Annotated in this window: 11 protein-coding genes, 1 tRNA gene, 1 pseudogene and 1 riboswitch; of the genes and pseudogenes, 8 read left to right on the top strand and 5 right to left on the bottom strand. The window is 63.9% G+C overall.

What is annotated here, in order from left to right:
• Positions 1–1,282: putative bifunctional diguanylate cyclase/phosphodiesterase (locus tag ACZLZQ_RS23270; protein WP_472951567.1), on the top strand; the 1,282-nt coding region annotated here is incomplete at its 5' end.
• An 88-nt stretch (positions 1,283–1,370) separates the two neighbouring features.
• On the opposite strand, the gene ACZLZQ_RS23265 is transcribed toward ACZLZQ_RS23270, so the two are convergent.
• Positions 1,371–3,302, bottom strand: coding sequence for an AI-2E family transporter (locus ACZLZQ_RS23265; protein ID WP_472951564.1), 1,932 nt, complete (start codon positions 3,300–3,302; stop codon positions 1,371–1,373).
• A 327-nt stretch (positions 3,303–3,629) separates the two neighbouring features.
• Between ACZLZQ_RS23265 and ACZLZQ_RS23260 the strand changes: the two genes are divergently transcribed.
• Positions 3,630–3,869, top strand: coding sequence for a hypothetical protein (locus ACZLZQ_RS23260; RefSeq protein ID WP_472951561.1), 240 nt, complete (start codon positions 3,630–3,632; stop codon positions 3,867–3,869).
• 64 nt (positions 3,870–3,933) lie between these two features.
• Here the strand turns inward: ACZLZQ_RS23260 and ACZLZQ_RS23255 are convergent.
• Positions 3,934–5,436 (bottom strand): annotated as a pseudogene (locus ACZLZQ_RS23255) (PAS domain-containing sensor histidine kinase); the annotation flags it as partial.
• A 429-nt stretch (positions 5,437–5,865) separates the two neighbouring features.
• Here ACZLZQ_RS23255 and ACZLZQ_RS23250 point away from each other — a divergent pair.
• The gene (locus ACZLZQ_RS23250) at positions 5,866–7,629 is read left to right on the top strand and encodes a putative bifunctional diguanylate cyclase/phosphodiesterase (protein ID WP_472951558.1); all 1,764 of its coding nucleotides are present in this window, start codon (positions 5,866–5,868) and stop codon (positions 7,627–7,629) included.
• Between the two features lie 622 nt (positions 7,630–8,251).
• Here the strand turns inward: ACZLZQ_RS23250 and ACZLZQ_RS23245 are convergent.
• A tRNA-Arg gene (locus ACZLZQ_RS23245) sits at positions 8,252–8,328 on the bottom strand.
• Between the two features lie 91 nt (positions 8,329–8,419).
• Complete coding sequence (locus ACZLZQ_RS23240; protein ID WP_472951585.1) at positions 8,420–9,082, bottom strand: thiamine diphosphokinase; 663 nt, start codon at positions 9,080–9,082, stop codon at positions 8,420–8,422.
• Between the two features lie 216 nt (positions 9,083–9,298).
• Positions 9,299–9,396: riboswitch (TPP riboswitch) on the top strand.
• A 57-nt stretch (positions 9,397–9,453) separates the two neighbouring features.
• Here ACZLZQ_RS23240 and thiB point away from each other — a divergent pair.
• The 5 genes from thiB (at position 9,454) to ACZLZQ_RS23215 (ending at position 15,293) form a co-directional block, all read left to right on the top strand.
• Entirely contained in the window at positions 9,454–10,464 is a 1,011-nt protein-coding gene (thiB, locus tag ACZLZQ_RS23235) for a thiamine ABC transporter substrate binding subunit (RefSeq protein ID WP_472951555.1), read from the top strand.
• The gene (gene thiP / locus ACZLZQ_RS23230; RefSeq protein ID WP_472951552.1) at positions 10,440–12,071 is read left to right on the top strand and encodes a thiamine/thiamine pyrophosphate ABC transporter permease; all 1,632 of its coding nucleotides are present in this window, start codon (positions 10,440–10,442) and stop codon (positions 12,069–12,071) included. The genes thiB and thiP overlap by 25 nt, the downstream gene beginning before the upstream one ends.
• Positions 12,068–12,790 (top strand): thiamine ABC transporter ATP-binding protein, encoded by a 723-nt coding sequence (gene thiQ / locus ACZLZQ_RS23225; RefSeq protein ID WP_472951550.1) that lies wholly within the window; start codon positions 12,068–12,070, stop codon positions 12,788–12,790. The genes thiP and thiQ overlap by 4 nt, the downstream gene beginning before the upstream one ends.
• 204 nt (positions 12,791–12,994) lie before the next feature.
• Positions 12,995–14,545 carry a M48 family metalloprotease gene (locus tag ACZLZQ_RS23220; protein WP_472951548.1) on the top strand — a complete coding sequence of 517 codons (1,551 nt, stop codon included), beginning with the start codon at positions 12,995–12,997 and terminating at the stop codon, positions 14,543–14,545.
• 55 nt (positions 14,546–14,600) lie between these two features.
• Positions 14,601–15,293, top strand: coding sequence for a UPF0149 family protein (locus ACZLZQ_RS23215; RefSeq protein WP_472951545.1), 693 nt, complete (start codon positions 14,601–14,603; stop codon positions 15,291–15,293).
• 66 nt (positions 15,294–15,359) lie between these two features.
• Here the strand turns inward: ACZLZQ_RS23215 and ACZLZQ_RS23210 are convergent, their stop codons facing one another.
• Positions 15,360–16,226, bottom strand: a complete 867-nt coding sequence (locus ACZLZQ_RS23210) for an RNA polymerase factor sigma-32 (protein WP_472935918.1) — start codon at positions 16,224–16,226, stop codon at positions 15,360–15,362.
• Between the last annotated feature and the right edge of the window lie 185 nt (positions 16,227–16,411).

The raw sequence follows: 16,411 nt of genomic DNA, 5'->3' as shown, positions 1-16,411 counted from the left end.
AGCTGCACGCATCGATGCCCTCACAGGGCTTTCGAACAGGACAGGACTCAGCGAGCGTTTCCAGCGCGATGTGCTCGCCTCCATCGTAGAAGACGATCGCCAGCTCTCCGTGCTCTACCTCGATCTCGATCGCTTCAAGGACGTCAACGACTCTCTTGGTCACCAGGTCGGCGACGAGCTGATACGCCAGTTCGCGGTCCGCATCCGCGACGCGGTCGGCAACGACGGGTTCGCCGCACGGCTCGGCGGAGACGAGTTCGCGGTCATCTCGATGAAGCGCGGTTCGATGGAAGTCGTTGCCGCTAACCTGCTGGCGACCTGCTCCGAACCCTACGATGTCGGCGGCCAGATCGTTCTGACGAGTGTGTCGATCGGTATCGCGCATTCGCCGCCCGGCAAGGCAAATCTGATCGAGGCGATGCGGCAGGCCGATATTGCTCTCTACGCCGCCAAGGCTGCCGGCCGCGGTGTCGCTCTCGAGTTTGCCCCCTCCATGGAGCGCGACATCCTCGGCGCCCAGCAACTGGCTCTGGACCTTGCCGAAGCCATCAGGTCGGACGCCTTGGCGCTGCATTATCAGCCGCTCGTCTGTGCGGAAGGCGTTCCCATCAGCAGCGTCGAGGCGCTTCTGCGGTGGCAGCACCCGGTTCGAGGATTCATTCCGCCGATGGAGTTCATCCAGGTCGCGGAGAAGACCGATCTCATCCGCGAACTCGGGAGCTGGGTCATCCGCCGTGCGTTCAGGGATGCCCGCCGATGGCCGGATCTCGTCACTGCGATCAATCTCTCGCCTGCACAGCTTCGTGCACCAGCGTTCATCGAGGACTTGCGTTCGCTCGTGAACGAGATGCAGGTGATTCCGTCGATGTTCGAGTTCGAGGTCACCGAGACGGTGCTGATCGACGATATCGAACTGGCTTCCGACCGACTGCGCCTGCTGAAGGAGATCGGCTTCAGGATCTCCCTGGACGACTTCGGCAGCGGCTATGCCAGCCTCGCCTATCTGACCCGCATCTCCTTCGACAAGCTAAAGGTCGACCGCTCCTTCGTTTACAACCTCGGGGTCGATGAAGGGGCCGAGGGAGTCATTCGGTCAATCATCGGACTCGGACTGGCTCTGAACCTTTCGATAACGGCCGAAGGCGTGGAGCATCCGGATCAGCATACGGTTCTACAGAACGCAGGCTGTCACAACCTTCAAGGCTTCCTGTTCCACCGACCCGTACCTGCCGATGAAGTCGTGGCCTTGCTGAAGGATCATACGCTCAAGCTTGCATCCTGAGGATGCTCGGAAAGTTCGACGGCCCGCCATGGTCGTTCGGCGGATGGTCGAGGTGCACCCGGCCATCGTTACAAGACATGAAACAGCTTCAGGCGGCGATCATCGACTTCTCGACCGCCGTTTCCACGCACGAATTTACAGCCTCACGAAGAGAAGTCGTAAAATAGTTGGCACCGATCTGACCCTGCAGCTGAGCATCCTTCAGCGCGCTATCTTCGGCAGGCCAGAGGCCGACCAAGATCGGAACGCTGGGAGCTTTCTGCTTCAAGCGACGGATCAGGTAGCGAAGGTGGGACGGGCTGCCGCTAATGTCGAGGTAGGAGATGCAGATCATCGCGACGCCGCTCAGGTCCAGCTGTGCGATGCCGTGCCGGGATGCAGCTTCGTAGGCAATGACGCGTCCGCCTAGGCCATGCTTTCCGAGGAGCTGCGCAAGCATCATCGATGCAGCTTCGTCGAGTGGCCCCTTGCCCGCCAGGCAGAGAACCGGCTTCTCGACCTGCCAGGCGGGAGAAAGCTTCCCCGTATCCGCCTGCGCCGGCGGAGCCTCTACGGGGATTTCGCGCTCGTCCCTCGGCGCCACCACAGGATCGCCGGCTTTTACGGCAGCCGTCGGTTCCACGTCGTCATAGGAGGCGAGCGAGTCGATCAGGCTGGCTGCCGTGTCTCTTACCCGCTCCAACTGGTCCGGCCGCAGAACGCCGCGTAGCAGATCGTCGGCAGCCAGCTGCAGACCTTTCAGCGCGATCTCGTCGTAGTAGGAGGACAGAGATCTCTCCTGCAGCAGCACTTCGGCATGATCCTGAGCCTCGTCGGGATCGCCCGCCAGCATACGCTGGTAGAAGCTCTCGGGCGGCGACAATGCAGGTCGGTCGCCGAGGAGAACGTCCAGGAACTCCAGCCGCTCTACGTGCCGCCCCAGAACGACGAGACAGAGCGTGAGTGGCATCGAGAGGATCAAGCCGATCGGTCCCCATAGCCATCCCCAGAACAGTGCAGCCACGATGACCGAGAACGGAGAAAGACCGGTGCTCTGCCCGTACGCGACGGGCTCGATGACCTGGTTGAAGATGAGCTCGGTCACAACGAAGAGGGCTGCAGTCCAGACAACCATGGACCAGCCAGGGTCCACTGCAGCAGAGAGCGCGATCGGCAGAGTGGCTGCAAGGATCGGGCCGACGTAAGGAACGAACCGCAACACGATCCCGAGAATGCCCCATAGAACGGGACTTGGTACACCGATCAAGAAAAGTCCCGTACCGATGACGATCCCGAACCCGACATTGATCGTCAGGAGCGTCAGGAAGTAGCGGCTCAATCGCCGTGCGGCGTCATCCATTGCGCCGGTGGTACGGTGAAGGTCGCTTGAACCGAACAGGCGGATCATCCTATCGCGCAGGTCCTCCTTTTGAAGAAGGATGAATACGGCGACGACGAAGACGATACCGGCCGTGGCGACTGGCGACAGGACGGGAGACACGTATGTGGTCAGCACCGTCATCGGCGACAGTGCGGCTTGCGGCGCGGCTGGTTCGGCGCCCGGGAGCGGGCTCGTAGCCGCGGGACCGGCCGTACCGTCACCGTCACCCAACGTGAGGCCAAGCCTCTTCAGGATACCTGGAAAGCGATCGGTGGCATAGTTTCCGATCGCGCCGACTTTGGACTGGATCGTTGCTACGTATTCGGGCAGCTGGCTGATAAGGTGTGCCAGTTGGGTTCCGATGACGACGCCAATCGCAAGGAGCACTGCAAGGGCAAGAAGCGCCGCCAAGATCACCGATGCGATCCGGTTCACCTTCATCCGTCGCAGACGGCTGACGAGAGGACCGAGCAAGAACGACAGCAGCCCGGCAACGGTGATCGGAATCAGGACATCGCGAGCGAAATACAGAGCTACAACCGCGACAACGCCTGCCTGAAGGGCGAAAAGCGACTGGTAGCTCGGTGCAGACGTCGCGCCAACCGCGGGCGGTTCCGATGACCGTCGGACGGCTTCGGGTACGACATTCGGTTCGCCCATGCGTAGGCCACTTCTTGATTCAGACTTATGAAGGACGCCGCATGGAATCCTTGGAGGAAATGCGCTTGGGTTCTCTTCGACAACTCGAAAGCTTGATGACGCGTTGTCACGTTTTTGAGAACATTCCGCTGGGTCCCCTAGTTCCAGGTTGCGTGCCAATTCAAATATCAGCGAAGCTGCAACTTTCAGGCTTTGGGTACTGGAGCCTTTGGAAATTTGCTCGAGCGGTCTAGCGGACGTGTCTACTTCCATTCAGAACGACCATCTTCACGCGCTCGTGAATTCTGCAGCATCGACTACCGTCATTCTTCTAGCCACAATGCTGCCATGTTCCGACTCCTGGCCGCTCGTAAGAATGCCCTCTCAGCCGCCGACTTCACCGCGGGGCAGATGATACTCTCGCTCGGGGGGCCGGCGGCCGTGGTCGAGGTTCGCCGCGATCTGCGCTGGCTGGGACCTGGAGACGAACACCGGGAACGCAAGCTGTCGTTTTTGTTGCAGGCACTCGAGAAACGGCTCGGTTACCGCTTGCCAAACAAAGTTAGGTTTCTCGACACCATTATTTGAGCGTTCGCAATCTCGCAGATGCTTCGTCCAGTACCTTCGCAGTCACCCCTTCCTTTGTCTCGATGGCAGCCGGCAACCAGACCGACACCGTCGTACCCTTTCCAATCTCGCTATCGATGACGAGTTTCCCGCCGAAATGCGCGGCCATCCCCGCCACCATCGACAGCCCGAGCCCGGTCCCCTTTCCGACGCCCTTCGTGGTGAAGAACGGCTCCACCGCCTTCGCGATAGTGTCCGCGTCCATGCCGACGCCGTGATCGGCAACGGACAGGCAGACATATCTCCCCGGCGTCAGGCCCTCCGGATGGTGGGACGTCTCAGACATGGCGGAGATGATGATCCGCCCGCCATTCGGCATCGCGTCGCGAGCGTTTACGGCGAGGTTCATGACCGCCAGCTCAAGCTGTGCCGGGTCGGCATGAACAGGAGGTAGCGCTTCCTGAAAACGCAAGTCGACCCTTACACCTGTTCCGATCGTCCGTCGTAATAGTTCGGACATCCCCTTCAGCAGCGGCGCGACGTCGAAGTCCTCGAGCTGAATTTCCTGCTTCCTGGCAAACGCGAGCATGCGCTGTGTCAGAGCGGCGCCGCGATGTGCCGCCTCCAGCGCATTGTCGAGATACTTCGTCACGTCCCGGCCATCGGCGATGCGACGCTTCGCGATGTCGAGGCTGCCGACGATCGCCGTCAGCAGGTTATTGAAGTCATGCGCGACGCCGCCAGTCAGTTGGCCAATGGCTTCCATTTTCTGCGCCTGGTGTAATGCCTGTTGTGACCTCTCCAGAGCCAACTGGGCTTCCCGTCGCTCAGTCAGGTCGCGAGTGATTTTCGCGAAGCCGATCAGCTCGCCGCCTTCGTTGCGGACGGGATCGATGACGACGCTGGCCCAGAACCTGGTCCCATCCTTCCGCCGGCGCCAGCCTTCAGCCTCGAAGCGGCCTTCGCTCAGCGCCGTCGCGAGCGCCTTCTTCGGGATGCCGGCCGCCTGGTCTTCGTCGAGGTAGAATCGAGAAAAATGCTGCCCGATAATCTCATCCGCCTCATAGCCTTTAAAACGTTCGGCGCCGGCATTCCAGCTGCTGACATGGCCACCGGGATCGAGGAGGTAGATCGCGTAGTCCGTCACACTCTGCACCAGCAGCCGGAAACGCTCTTCACTCCGGCGAAGAAGCTCGTCGGCCTCGCGCCGCTCCGTCAGGTCGCGGGTGATCTTCGCGAAACCGAGAAGCTTTCCATCACGTGTCCAGATAGGATCGATGACGACATTCGCCCACAAACGGCTGCCATCCTTGCGATACCGCCAGCCCTCCGTTCCGAAGCGACCCTCGGTCTCGGCAGTCCGGAGAGCAGCCTCGGGAACTCCGGCTTTGCGGTCTTCCTCGCCGTAGAAGCGGGAAAAGTTCTGCCCGAGAATCTCTTCCCGCTTGTAGCCCTTGAAACGTTCAGCGCCGGCATTCCAACTCGAGACAATCCCCGTCGGATCGAGCATGTAGATCGCGTAGTCCGTGACCGAGTCGACGAGAAGCTCGAAGCGGCCTTCCGCAGCCGAGCTGATTTCGTCGTTCATACAGAATTACCCCAGCTCACACTTAAGACATCGGAGTAACGAGTAACGGAGTTGTGCTCTCCGATCCATACTGTTGACGTACGAGGGCTCTCGCTTCTGGAGTGAGTCGTGTCACTTAAGGATTTCTATCAGGCATCCAGAAACGCAATAAAGCCCCGTCCCAGGTTAGGGCGTCCGTGTGCCGATTTCTCTGCGAACGATCGTCGACCACTCGGCAGGCAGCCCAAAGCTCAAAATCAGTCGCTCCTTCTTCATCGAAGCTCAAGACCGACATCCGGCGCGACTACTGACGTTGACGGCAATGAGATAATGTTGTCGCCGGTGTCCGCCGAGCGGACGGCCGTCAGCTCTCGACGACAGACTTACAACATCTAGTCGACAAGCATGCAAGGCATCGTCATCATGGGCCCCACGTCGAAAGGAACATCCATGTCTTCATCGACGGAAAGCTCGCGCCTCGATGCGCTGCGGCAGCTCGATCTGCTCGATACGATGCCGAGCCGAGGCTTCGACCGCGTCACTCGCCTCGCTGCGCAGATCTTCGGTCTGCCGATGTCTCTAATCTCACTCACAGATGCGGACCGGCAGTGGTTCAAGTCTCGGGTCGGTGTCACCGCGGAGTCGGTTCCGAGAAGGGCTGCGCCGTGTGCCGACGTCGTCCGGACCGGGACCGTGATCGTCGTCGAGGATCTTCTGGAGAGCGAGGCGTATCGCGGCGGCGCCTTCGCCCGGACTGGTATCCGCTTCTATGCCGGCGCGCCGCTGGTGACGCCGCAAGGACATGGCATCGGCTCTCTCTGCGTCCTCGGTAACGAGCCTCGGACTGCATCCGAACAGGAAATCGGTGCTCTCCAAGACCTGGCCGAGATCGTAATGGCGCAGGTCGAGATGCTGCATGCGGTCGGACGCATCGACGCGATCAGCGGCATGCCGAACCGCAACCAATTCCTAGACGACCTGGCGGACCAGGCACTCGATCAGGCGGGAACTACCCGGATGGCCGTACTGGTGGAGATCGCGAGCAGTCTGGAAATGGATCAGGCGGCCCGCGTGATGGGGACAAGCTACTTCGACGAAGTCGTACAGGCCGCCGCGGCGACGATACAAGCCATCATCGGCCCGCATCGTCCGCTCTACCAAGTGGGATCGACGCAGTTTGCGTTCATGGCGCCGATCGGCGTGGAGAAGGCGGGATATGCGACGTTGCTTCGGAGCAGGACACAAGCGCAGCATCGTACACTGAGATCTGGGTTTCTGCTCAGTCCCCGTATTGGCGTAACCGAGTTCCGCCTTGGCGAAATCGAGCCCCGTGAGGTTCTTCGAACCGCACATGTCGCGTCCCAGGGTGCACGTATCGCAGGCGAGACAGTCAATTTCTATTCCAGGGACGTGGACCAGGCTGACACCCGCCGCTACTGGATCCTGAGTGAATTCAAGTCGGCGATAGCATTCGGACAGCTGCATCTGGTCTACCAGCCGCGGGTCGACCTCTGGAGCGGCGAATGCAAGGGCATCGAGGCCCTTGTCCGTTGGACACACCCCGAAGCCGGGGCCATCTCGCCGGCGGAGTTCGTCCCCATCGTCGAATCCACCGGCGACATCCGGACGCTAACGTCGTGGGTCGTCGATGCCAGTCTCGCGCAGATGGCCGAATGGCAACGCACGAAGACCACGGTTCGAATGTCGGTCAACATCTCGCCGAGCAATCTCGAAGACCCGGAATTCCTGCCCATGCTCGAAGCGAAGCTGTCAGGTCACGGGATTCCGTCGCATCGGATAGAGCTCGAGCTCACCGAAGGAGCCGTCATGCGCGAGGGGGGCAAGGGTCTCGACAAACTCGGGGCCATCTCGTCCATGGGCATGACACTCGCCATCGACGATTTCGGAACGGGCTACAGCAGCCTTTCGTATCTCCAGAAGCTGCCGGTGGACGTCGTGAAGATCGACCGGTCCTTCCTCTTGAACATCGCGAAGGACGAGAAGGCGCTGACGCTCGTCCGGGCGATGATCACGCTGTGTCACGACCTTGGATACCGCGTCGTCGCCGAAGGCATCGAGGACAAGGCTACCAGCGATCTGCTCGTCAGAGCCGGTTGCGACGAGGGACAGGGCTACTATTTCGGTAGGCCGATGCTGCCCGAGGCATTCGTCGAATGGCTCGGCGAGCGGCAGGAATTAATTGCGGTGGGCTAAGGTTCTTCGCGTTGATCTCCGGCCGACTTAAACACTCGGACCGAACACACGGCCCGCATTGCCATCCCCAAAGACTTCCCTAAAACTCCGACGAATATGGTCGCGACAAATTCCGAGACGCCGCTGAAGTGGTGCACGTCAGCATATGCTGAGGAAGTGCGGGTTCCTTGGCGCGTGAGAATACTTCAGGCCACTCTGACAGGTTTTCGTTCATTCGTTGCCTTGCCAGATATGTCAACTGGTTGGCATCGTCGAGCAGCTGATCTGGAGTCGTTTGCATCGTGGCTAGAGCCGCCCAATCATTTAATGTCCGCTTTTGAGGAGAAGCAAGAAGGACTTCGAATGGCCGGGTCGGGCGCTAACGCGCCACTGCGCAGGGCCATCGAACCGCTTACGTGCAGCGTTCACTTGATCGAGTTGAGCAAAAATGCGGCCTTCAACGTCAGGCGTCATTCACTGCCGTCCTCACCGATACAATTCGTACCACACCACTGCTATGTCGCAGATCATGTCGCACGGATTCGCCGGCTTCCAGCGGAACCCCTTGGAAATCAAGGGAGCTGGATGCAACATGACTGCGACACGATAGGGCCTCTTCCAAGGCATAAGCCGTTGAAATTATTGGTGATCCCGACTGGATTTGAACCAGTGACCCTCAGATTAGGAATCTGATGCTCTATCCTGCTGAGCTACGGGACCATTCTCTCCACCCTAGTCGAAAAAGGGCGTCGGGGCCAAGCCCCTTGCGGGGCATCGGTCGTCGGGTCGTGCCGCTGGCGGCGTGGGCCGGTTAGGGGCGCTCGGTGGCGGGGCGGGCATCGCCCCCGGGGGCTTGTATCAGCATGACCGCGGTTCCGCTCGCGAGTGTGACCGTCACCGGGCCGGCGGCCTCGTTGGACTGGGTGAGGATCGAGTGGAACGGCACGGCGACGTTCTCCAGCGGCCAGCGGGCGCCCTCGATGGTCAGGCCGGCGAGGTCGGAGAATTTGAGGATGGAGAAGGTGGTGCCGGGCGCGAGGTCGAATTTTTGCGCGCCGGGGGCGAGTGGCACGGCGGTCTCGTTGCCGTCGGCGAGCGTCACGCCAAGCCCGCGGGCGGCATAGCGCAGTGCCAGCACCAGGTGCATGAAGGCGTGGTCGGTGCGCGGGCCGCCGCAGGCGCCGACCAGCAGGAGGTCGGTGGCGCCGCGCGCGATGGCGGTGTCGATCGCCAGCTCGCCATCGGTCCTGTCCTTGTCGCGCGGAAAGGTCTCGCGCGGGGTCTCGGCATGACGGGCATCGAGCGCCGGATCGACCGAATCGAAGTCGCCGACCCAGAGCTCCGGCACGACGCCGAGCGGTGCGGCATGCATCATGCCGCGGTCGGCGGCGATGATGCGCGTCGCCGCAACGGCGCGGCAGAGGTCTCCGGTCGGCCGGATCGGGCCTGCGAGAAGGATGGTGAAGCGGCTCATGCCGCGGCTGTAGCGGCCGGCGAGGGGAGGGGCAACCATCGATCCGCACGGCCTCCCTCACTGACGGCGGATCGCCGCGGCGTTAGGTGCCGCAGCGCGGGTCTGAAGATGGGGAAGGGTTAGGGGCTGCGGATGCAGCGACCTCTTTTTGGCGCCGGAAGGCCTGCAGCAGCCGTGCCCCTGTCTTGCCTTGCCCGCAGAGCCGGCTATGCTGGCCCGGCTCACACGGGGTGCCTTCGGGCTGAGAGGCTTTTTGCCAACCCGCCGAACCTGATCCGGCTCGTACCGGCGGAGGGATGAGGGCGTCCGCGCAGCGCGCGGAAGCGCACCCAGTCGATCCGCGAGACGGCCGCCTTGTCGAAGGAAACGCCGTGCGTCTTGCCTCTCTCGCCTCCACGCTGGCGCTTGTCGCCGCCTCCGCTCTGCCGGCCCTCGCGGCGGACGAAAAGCCGGTGCTGACCGTCTACACCTATGAGAGCTTCCTGCCGGAATGGGGCCCGGGTCCGAAAATCGAGGCGGCGTTCGAGAAGACCTGCGGCTGCGACCTGCAATGGGTCGGGCTCGGCGACGGCGTTGAGATCCTCAACCGTCTGAAGCTCGAAGGCGCCGGCACCAAGGCCGACGTCGCCCTCGGCATGACCGCCGAAATGGTGCCGGAGATGAAGGCGACCGGCCTCTTCGCCGACAGCGGCGTCGATCTCGCCGCTCTGACGGTGCCGGGCGGCTTCGACGACAAGGTCTTCGTGCCGTTCGACTACAGCTACCTCGCCTTCATCTACGACACCGAGACGGTGAAGAACCCGCCGAAGAGCTTTGACGACCTCATCAATGGCGACCCCGACGAGAAGATCGTCATCGAGGATGCCCGCACCTCGACGCCAGGCCTCGGCCTGCTGCTCTGGATGAAGGCGGTCTACGGCGAGGGGGCCGCGGCGAAATGGCAGACGCTGTCGAAGCGGATCCTGACGGTCACCCCCGGCTGGAGCGAGGCCTATGGCCTGTTCACGCAAGGCGAGGCGCCGATCGTGCTGAGCTATACGACGTCGCCGGCCTACCACATGATCGAGGAGAAGGTGGAGCGCTACCAGGCGGCCAGCTTCGCCGAAGGCCACTATCTGCAGGTGGAACTCGCCGGCCGGCTGAAGGGCTCGAAGCAGCCGGAACTAGCGAAAGCCTTCCTCGACTTCATCCTCACCCCCGCCTTCCAGGACGTGATCCCGACCACCAACTGGTCGCTGCCGGTGATCGCGCCGTCCACCCCGCTGCCGCCGGAATTTGCAAAACTGGTGCAGCCCGCAAGGCCGCTCGCGGTGCCGGCGGAGGACGTCGCGGCCAACCGCAAGGCCTGGACCGACGAGTGGCTGAAGGCGATCGGCCGCTGAGCCCGGGCCTTACCGCCGACCGGCGCGGGAAGCTTGCCTCAGGCATCGCCGGCCTCGGCTTCCTCGCGCTTTTCGTCGCCGGCCCGTTCGCCGCCCTGCTCGGCTTTGCCGGCGCCTTTCCGGACGTGCCAACGTTGGCGCGCGACGGCTACCTGCAAGGCGTCGTCCTCTTCACCTTGCAGCAGGCGCTGCTCTCGGCGGCCCTATCGGTCGCAGGGGCGGTGCCGCTGGCGATCGCCCTTCACCGCTTCCGTTTTCCCGGGCGGGCGCTGGTGCTGCGGCTGTTCCTGCTGCCGCAGGCGCTGCCGGTGCTGGTCGGCGCGCTCGGCATCATCGCGGTCTGGGGCCGGGGCGGGGTGGTGTCGGAAGGGCTCGCCGCGCTGGGACAGCCACGCCTCGACGTCTACGGCCTCTCCGGCATCCTCCTCGCCCATGTCTTCTTCAACCTGCCGCTGGCGGCGCGGCTGATCTTCGCCGCGCTCGACAGCGTGCCGGCCGAGAGCTGGAAGCTCGCGGGGCAGTTGTCGCTCCGACCGATGGCGGTGTTCCGGCTGGTCGAATGGCCGGCGGTGCGCGCAGCGCTGCCGGGGGCGGCGAGCCTCGTCTTCATGCTCTGCATCACGAGCTTTACCCTGGTGCTGGTGCTGGGAGGTGGGCCGGGCGGCACGACGCTCGAGGTCGCGATCTTCCAGTCGCTGCGCTATGATTTCGACCCCGGCCGGGCGGTGCTCCTGGCCCTCGTGCAGATCACGCTGACCGGCCTCGTGCTCGCTGCGGTGCTGCGCCTCGGCGGGAATCTCGACGCCGGCGTGACGGTCGGGCGCAAGGCGGTCCGCTTCGACCGGCAGACGGCCCTGCAGCGCGCTGGCGGCCTCCTCGTCATTCTCCTCGGTCTTGGTTTCATCGCCGCGCCTTTCGTCGCGGTGCTGGTCAAGGGACTTGGCGCCGATCTCTTCCGCCTTATCGGCGAGCCGCTGCTGCAGCGCGCGCTGGCGACGAGCCTTGCGGTTGGATTTGCCGCGGCGACGCTGAGCCTCATCCTGTCGCTGGCGCTGCTGTTCGGCGCATCGAGCTTCGCTCATCAGAGGGGGCGGCTGCGATCGCTGCGGGGGGTGTTCGACCTGTCCGGCAGCCTGGTGCTGGTGATCCCGCCGATCGTGCTCGGCGCCGGCTGGTTCCTGGTGCTGCGGCAGGCGACTGACGTCTTCGCCCTGGCGCCGGTGATGGTGGTACTGACCAATGCGGTAATGGCCATGCCCTTCGTCATGCGGATTGCCGGGCCGGCGCTCGCGTCGTCGGCGGCGCGCCACGATCGCCTGGCGGCCAGTCTCACAATGACCGGCTGGTCGCGGTGGCGGTACGTCGAGTGGCCGGCGGTGCAGGGCGCCCTCGGTCTCGGCTTCGCCTTTGCGCTGGCGCTGTCGCTTGGCGATCTCGGCGTTGCCGCCCTCTTCGGCAACCAGGATTTCGTCACCTTGCCGTTGCTCCTGCATCAGCGCATGGGCAGCTACCGCAGCACCGATGCGGCCGGCATCGCGCTGATTCTCGGCGCGCTCAGCCTCGCCTTGATGGCGATCGCCGAGCGCGGCTTCCGGAAGACGACATGACCCATGCGCTCCGCCTCGACGGCGTCACCCATCGATACGAAGACCGGCGCATGGCGTTCGACCTTGCCGTCGAGACCGGCGAGTGGCTGGCGATCATCGGCCCGAGCGGCGCCGGCAAGTCGACGCTGCTGGATATTGCCGCGGGCTTTCTGGCACCCGATGCCGGCCGGGTGGAGATCGCCGGACGGGACGTCACCGCCGACGCGCCAGGCGATCGGGCGCTGAGCTTCGTCTTCCAGGAGAACAACCTCTTTTCCCATCTCGACGTGTTCCGGAACGTCGCGCTCGGCCTGTCGCCCTCCCTCCGGCTCACCGTGGAGGAGCGGCGGGCGGTTGGGGAGGCGCTCGGCGCGGTGGGCCTTGCCGACCTTGGGCACCGTCGCCCTGCGGAGCTGTCGGGCGGCGAGCGACAGCGGGTCGCTCTGGCGCGGGCCTTCCTGCGGGGGCGCCCGTTGCTGCTGCTCGACGAGCCCTTCGCGGCGCTCGGCCCGGCGCTGCGCCGCGAAATGCTGGAACTGCTGCAGGATCTGCGCCGTCGCAGCTTGCTGCCGATCAGCGTCGTCATGGTGACCCATCAGCCGGAGGATGCGCGGGGCTACGCCGACCGGATGGCCTTTCTCGAGGATGGCCGCATCGCCGCGATCGGCGCGACCGGAGAGATTCTCGCGGCCAAGGGACATCCCGGGCTTTCAGACTATCTCGGCCGTCGGCCGGTCTGACGGGACCGCATTTCAGGCGGATTCACTGGTTAGGGCACCATGTGTTTTGCTCTCGAAACACCGTGCGGGCGAAAAATGCGTTTCGTGTGCTCGGCTTGCTCTTTCGCACTGCGTTGCCGTACGCGTAGAGCATGGGCGCAACCCGTCCCGTTTCGGCGCGGACCGGTGCCGGCGGATGTGGACAGATCGGGGATCAGGCAGGAAATGACGGCGCAGGTGTTCAGCTCAGGACGGGCCTCAAACCGACCGCTCGCGGTTCGGCAAGGCTTTCGTGTGGCTGGCCTCCTCGGTGCCGTGCTGCTGCTCGGCGCCTGCCAGAGCATCAACAAGAGCCTCGAGGATGTCGCCAGTGGCGCGACGCCGGCCCAGACCGGCTATCTGCCAAGCCCGGCGCGTGAGCCGGTGACGTTCGAGAACCTGCAGAAGGGCGACCCGCAGGCCTCGATCGGTCGGTCGCAGCATCCGAAAATCCTCGCGGCCTATGGCGGAGCCTATTCCGATCCCGAGCTCGAGCAGACGCTGGCGACCATCGTCGGGCGCCTCAGCGCGGTCACGGACGATCCGAACCGCGCCTACCGCATCACGGTCCTCAATTCGCCGAACGTCAACGCCTTCGCGCTGCCGGGCGGCTACCTCTACGTCACGCGTGGCTTGCTCGCGCTTGCCAACGACTCGGCGGAGGTCGCCGCGGTGCTGGCGCACGAGATGGGCCACGTCACGCTGAACCATGGCATCGAGCGCCAGCGCCGAGAAGCTGCGGCCGAGTTGGCCGGGCGCGTTGTCTCGGAAGTGCTGGAGAGCGATTCAGCCGGGCGAGCGGCGCTGGCACGGGGGCGGCTCAACCTTGCCAGCTTCTCGCGCAACCAGGAGCTCGAGGCCGACGCCATCGGCATCAAGCAGACCGGCCGTGCCGGCTACGACGCCTATGCTGCCGAGCGCTTCCTGAAGGCGATGGACTCCTACTCGCATTTCCGCAACGCCTTCCAGGCCGAGAACCCCAATCTCGACTTCCTCGCCACCCACCCGGCGGCGCCCCAGCGCATGGAGCTGGCCGACCGGCATGCCCGCGAATTCGGGCCGCCCGGCACCGGCTCCATCGACCGCGACCGGTATCTCGCGGGCATCGAGGGCATGCTGTTCGGCGATTCGGCCGTCGAGGGCTATGTGCGTGGGCGGCAGTTCTACCATCCCGGCCTCGGCATCACCTTTGCCGTGCCGAACGGCTTCGTCATCGACAACACCGCTGAGGCGGTGCTGGCGACCGGTCCCGGCGACACCGCCATCCGCTTCGACGGCGTCGCGCTGCCGCGCTCGTCGAGCCTTACCGACTACATCACCAGCGGTTGGATCGGCGGGCTCGACCCTTCGAGCATCAAGCAGGAGCGGATCGGCAATCTCGAGGCGGTTTCGGCGCGGGCTTCCGGCGGCGAATACGTCTTCGACGTCACGGTGATCCGCGTCGAGGGGCAGGTCTACCGTTTCCTCACCGCGCTGCCGACCGCGTCCGACGCCAGCGTCGGGCAGATCGCGGCTGGCGTCGCCGGGTCGTTCCGCTTGCTGACCGAGGCGGAGAAGACCCAGCTGAAGCCGCTGCGCATCCGCATCGTCACGGCGCGCGCCGGCGACACCGTCGATTCGCTGTCGAACCGGATGGACGGCATCGACCGCAAGCCGGACATGTTCCGGCTGCTCAACGACTTCGAGCCGACCGATGCGGTAAAGGCCGGGGCGAAGTACAAGATCATCGCCGAGTAGGCCGGCCTTCGGCCTCCATCACCAGATCCACCTATCAGCGCCGGAGACACGAGCGATGGAAACTCTTCCGCGCCGACTGGAAGCCCTTGAGGACGCGCTGAAGGCGCTGCCCGAGGAAAGCGATGCAATGACGCTCGGCGAGATCGACGGCTTCATCGCCGGCATTCTCGTCTGTCCCGTCGAGATCAACGCGGAGGAATGGCTCGGCCTCCTCTGGCGCGACGTCGCCGACGACGGCACGACGCAGCTGGTGTCGGATGCCGACGCGGCTGCCTTGTCCCGCCGCATCCTCGACCACCACCGTCTGACCTCGCTCGGCCTTCGTGCCGCCGAGGAGGAGTATGCGCCGGTCTTCTATCTCGAGGACGAGACCGACGACGTGATCTGGGAGCCATGGGTGACCGGTTTTGCCGAGGCGATGCAGGTCCGGATGGACAGCTGGGGCGCAATCACTGGTAGCGGAGACGAGAAAGCCATCGAGGCCTTCAACGGCATGCTGTCGCTGGCCCGCCTCGCCATGCGACCCGACCTCAAGGCGCCGCTATCCGACGCGGATGCAGAACTGGTTGCGGAGGCACCCGACCTTCTCGCCGTCTGGACCGAAACACTATTCGATTGGCGGATGGCCTTCCGGCCCGATCCTGTCCAGAGGCCGGTTCAGGTCGTGAAGATCGGGCGCAACGATCCCTGTCCCTGTGGCTCGGGCCGCAAGTACAAGAAATGCTGCGGCGTCAACGCGGCTGCCTGACCGGATACGAAAAGGCCGCCTTGCGGCGGCCGTTTCGTTATCGAACTGGACGTGAGCTGAAGAAGATCAGCTGACGTAGGCCGCCTGATCCGGATTGGTCTGCAGCAGCGCTGTGCGGAGCTTTTCCAGCGCTCGCGTCTCGATCTGGCGGACACGCTCCTTGGAGATGCCAAGCTTGGTGCCAAGCGCTTCCAGCGTCGCGCCGTCGTCCTGGAGCCGACGCTCGCGGATAATCTTGAGCTCGCGCTCGCTGAGAACATCGAGCGCGCTCTTCAGCCAGGTAACGCGGCGCTCGTCGTCGATCGAGGTTGAGACCATCTCGTCCGGGAGCGGCTCTTTTGCGACCAGAAAGTCCTGACGGTCGGAGCTGCCGGAGTCATCTTCCATCAGCGGTGCGTTGAGCGAGGAGTCGGGACCGGAAAGCCGCGAATCCATCAGCGCGACGTCGCTCTCGGAAACCTTCAGCGCAGTTGCGATCTCGCGGTACATCGCCGTTCCCGTCAGGCTCTCGGAACCCTGGCTGAGGCGCGCGCGCAGACGGCGGAGGTTGAAGAACAACGCCTTCTGAGCGGAGGACGTACCACCGCGAACGATGGACCAGTTGCGCAGGATGTAATCCTGGATCGAGGCCCGGATCCACCAGGTGGCGTAGGTGGAGAAGCGAACCTCGCGCTCGGGCTCGAAACGGGCGGCCGCCTCGAGAAGCCCGACATGGCCTTCCTGGATGAGATCGTTCATCGACAGGCCGAAGTGACGGAACTTCGACGCCATCGAGATCACCAGCCGCATATGGGCCGAGGTGATCTTATGGAGCGCATCCTGGTCGCTGTGCTCTTTCCACTTCACGGCGAGCTCATATTCCTCCTCGCGCAAGAGGTAGGGCGCTGCCATCGCGGCCCGGATCATGGTACGGCCTGCGGACTGGGACTTCATGGGATTACCCTCCAGTAGCAAATGCGCTTGGGCCCGGAGAGGCGGCCGACAGACAGTTCCGCGCACCGAGCCATCTTCAAACGGCACCCGGCAGCAAACGTTCCTGAAAGGTTAAACTTTAAGAGCTGAGGTAGCGCCGTATCCCGCTTCGGCAAGGGAGGCTGCCCAGCATGCGGACTCAGGAG

It is taken from the genome of Mesocryomonas lacus (genome assembly GCF_055730105.2).
This window is presented reverse-complemented; position numbering and strand designations above follow the sequence as displayed.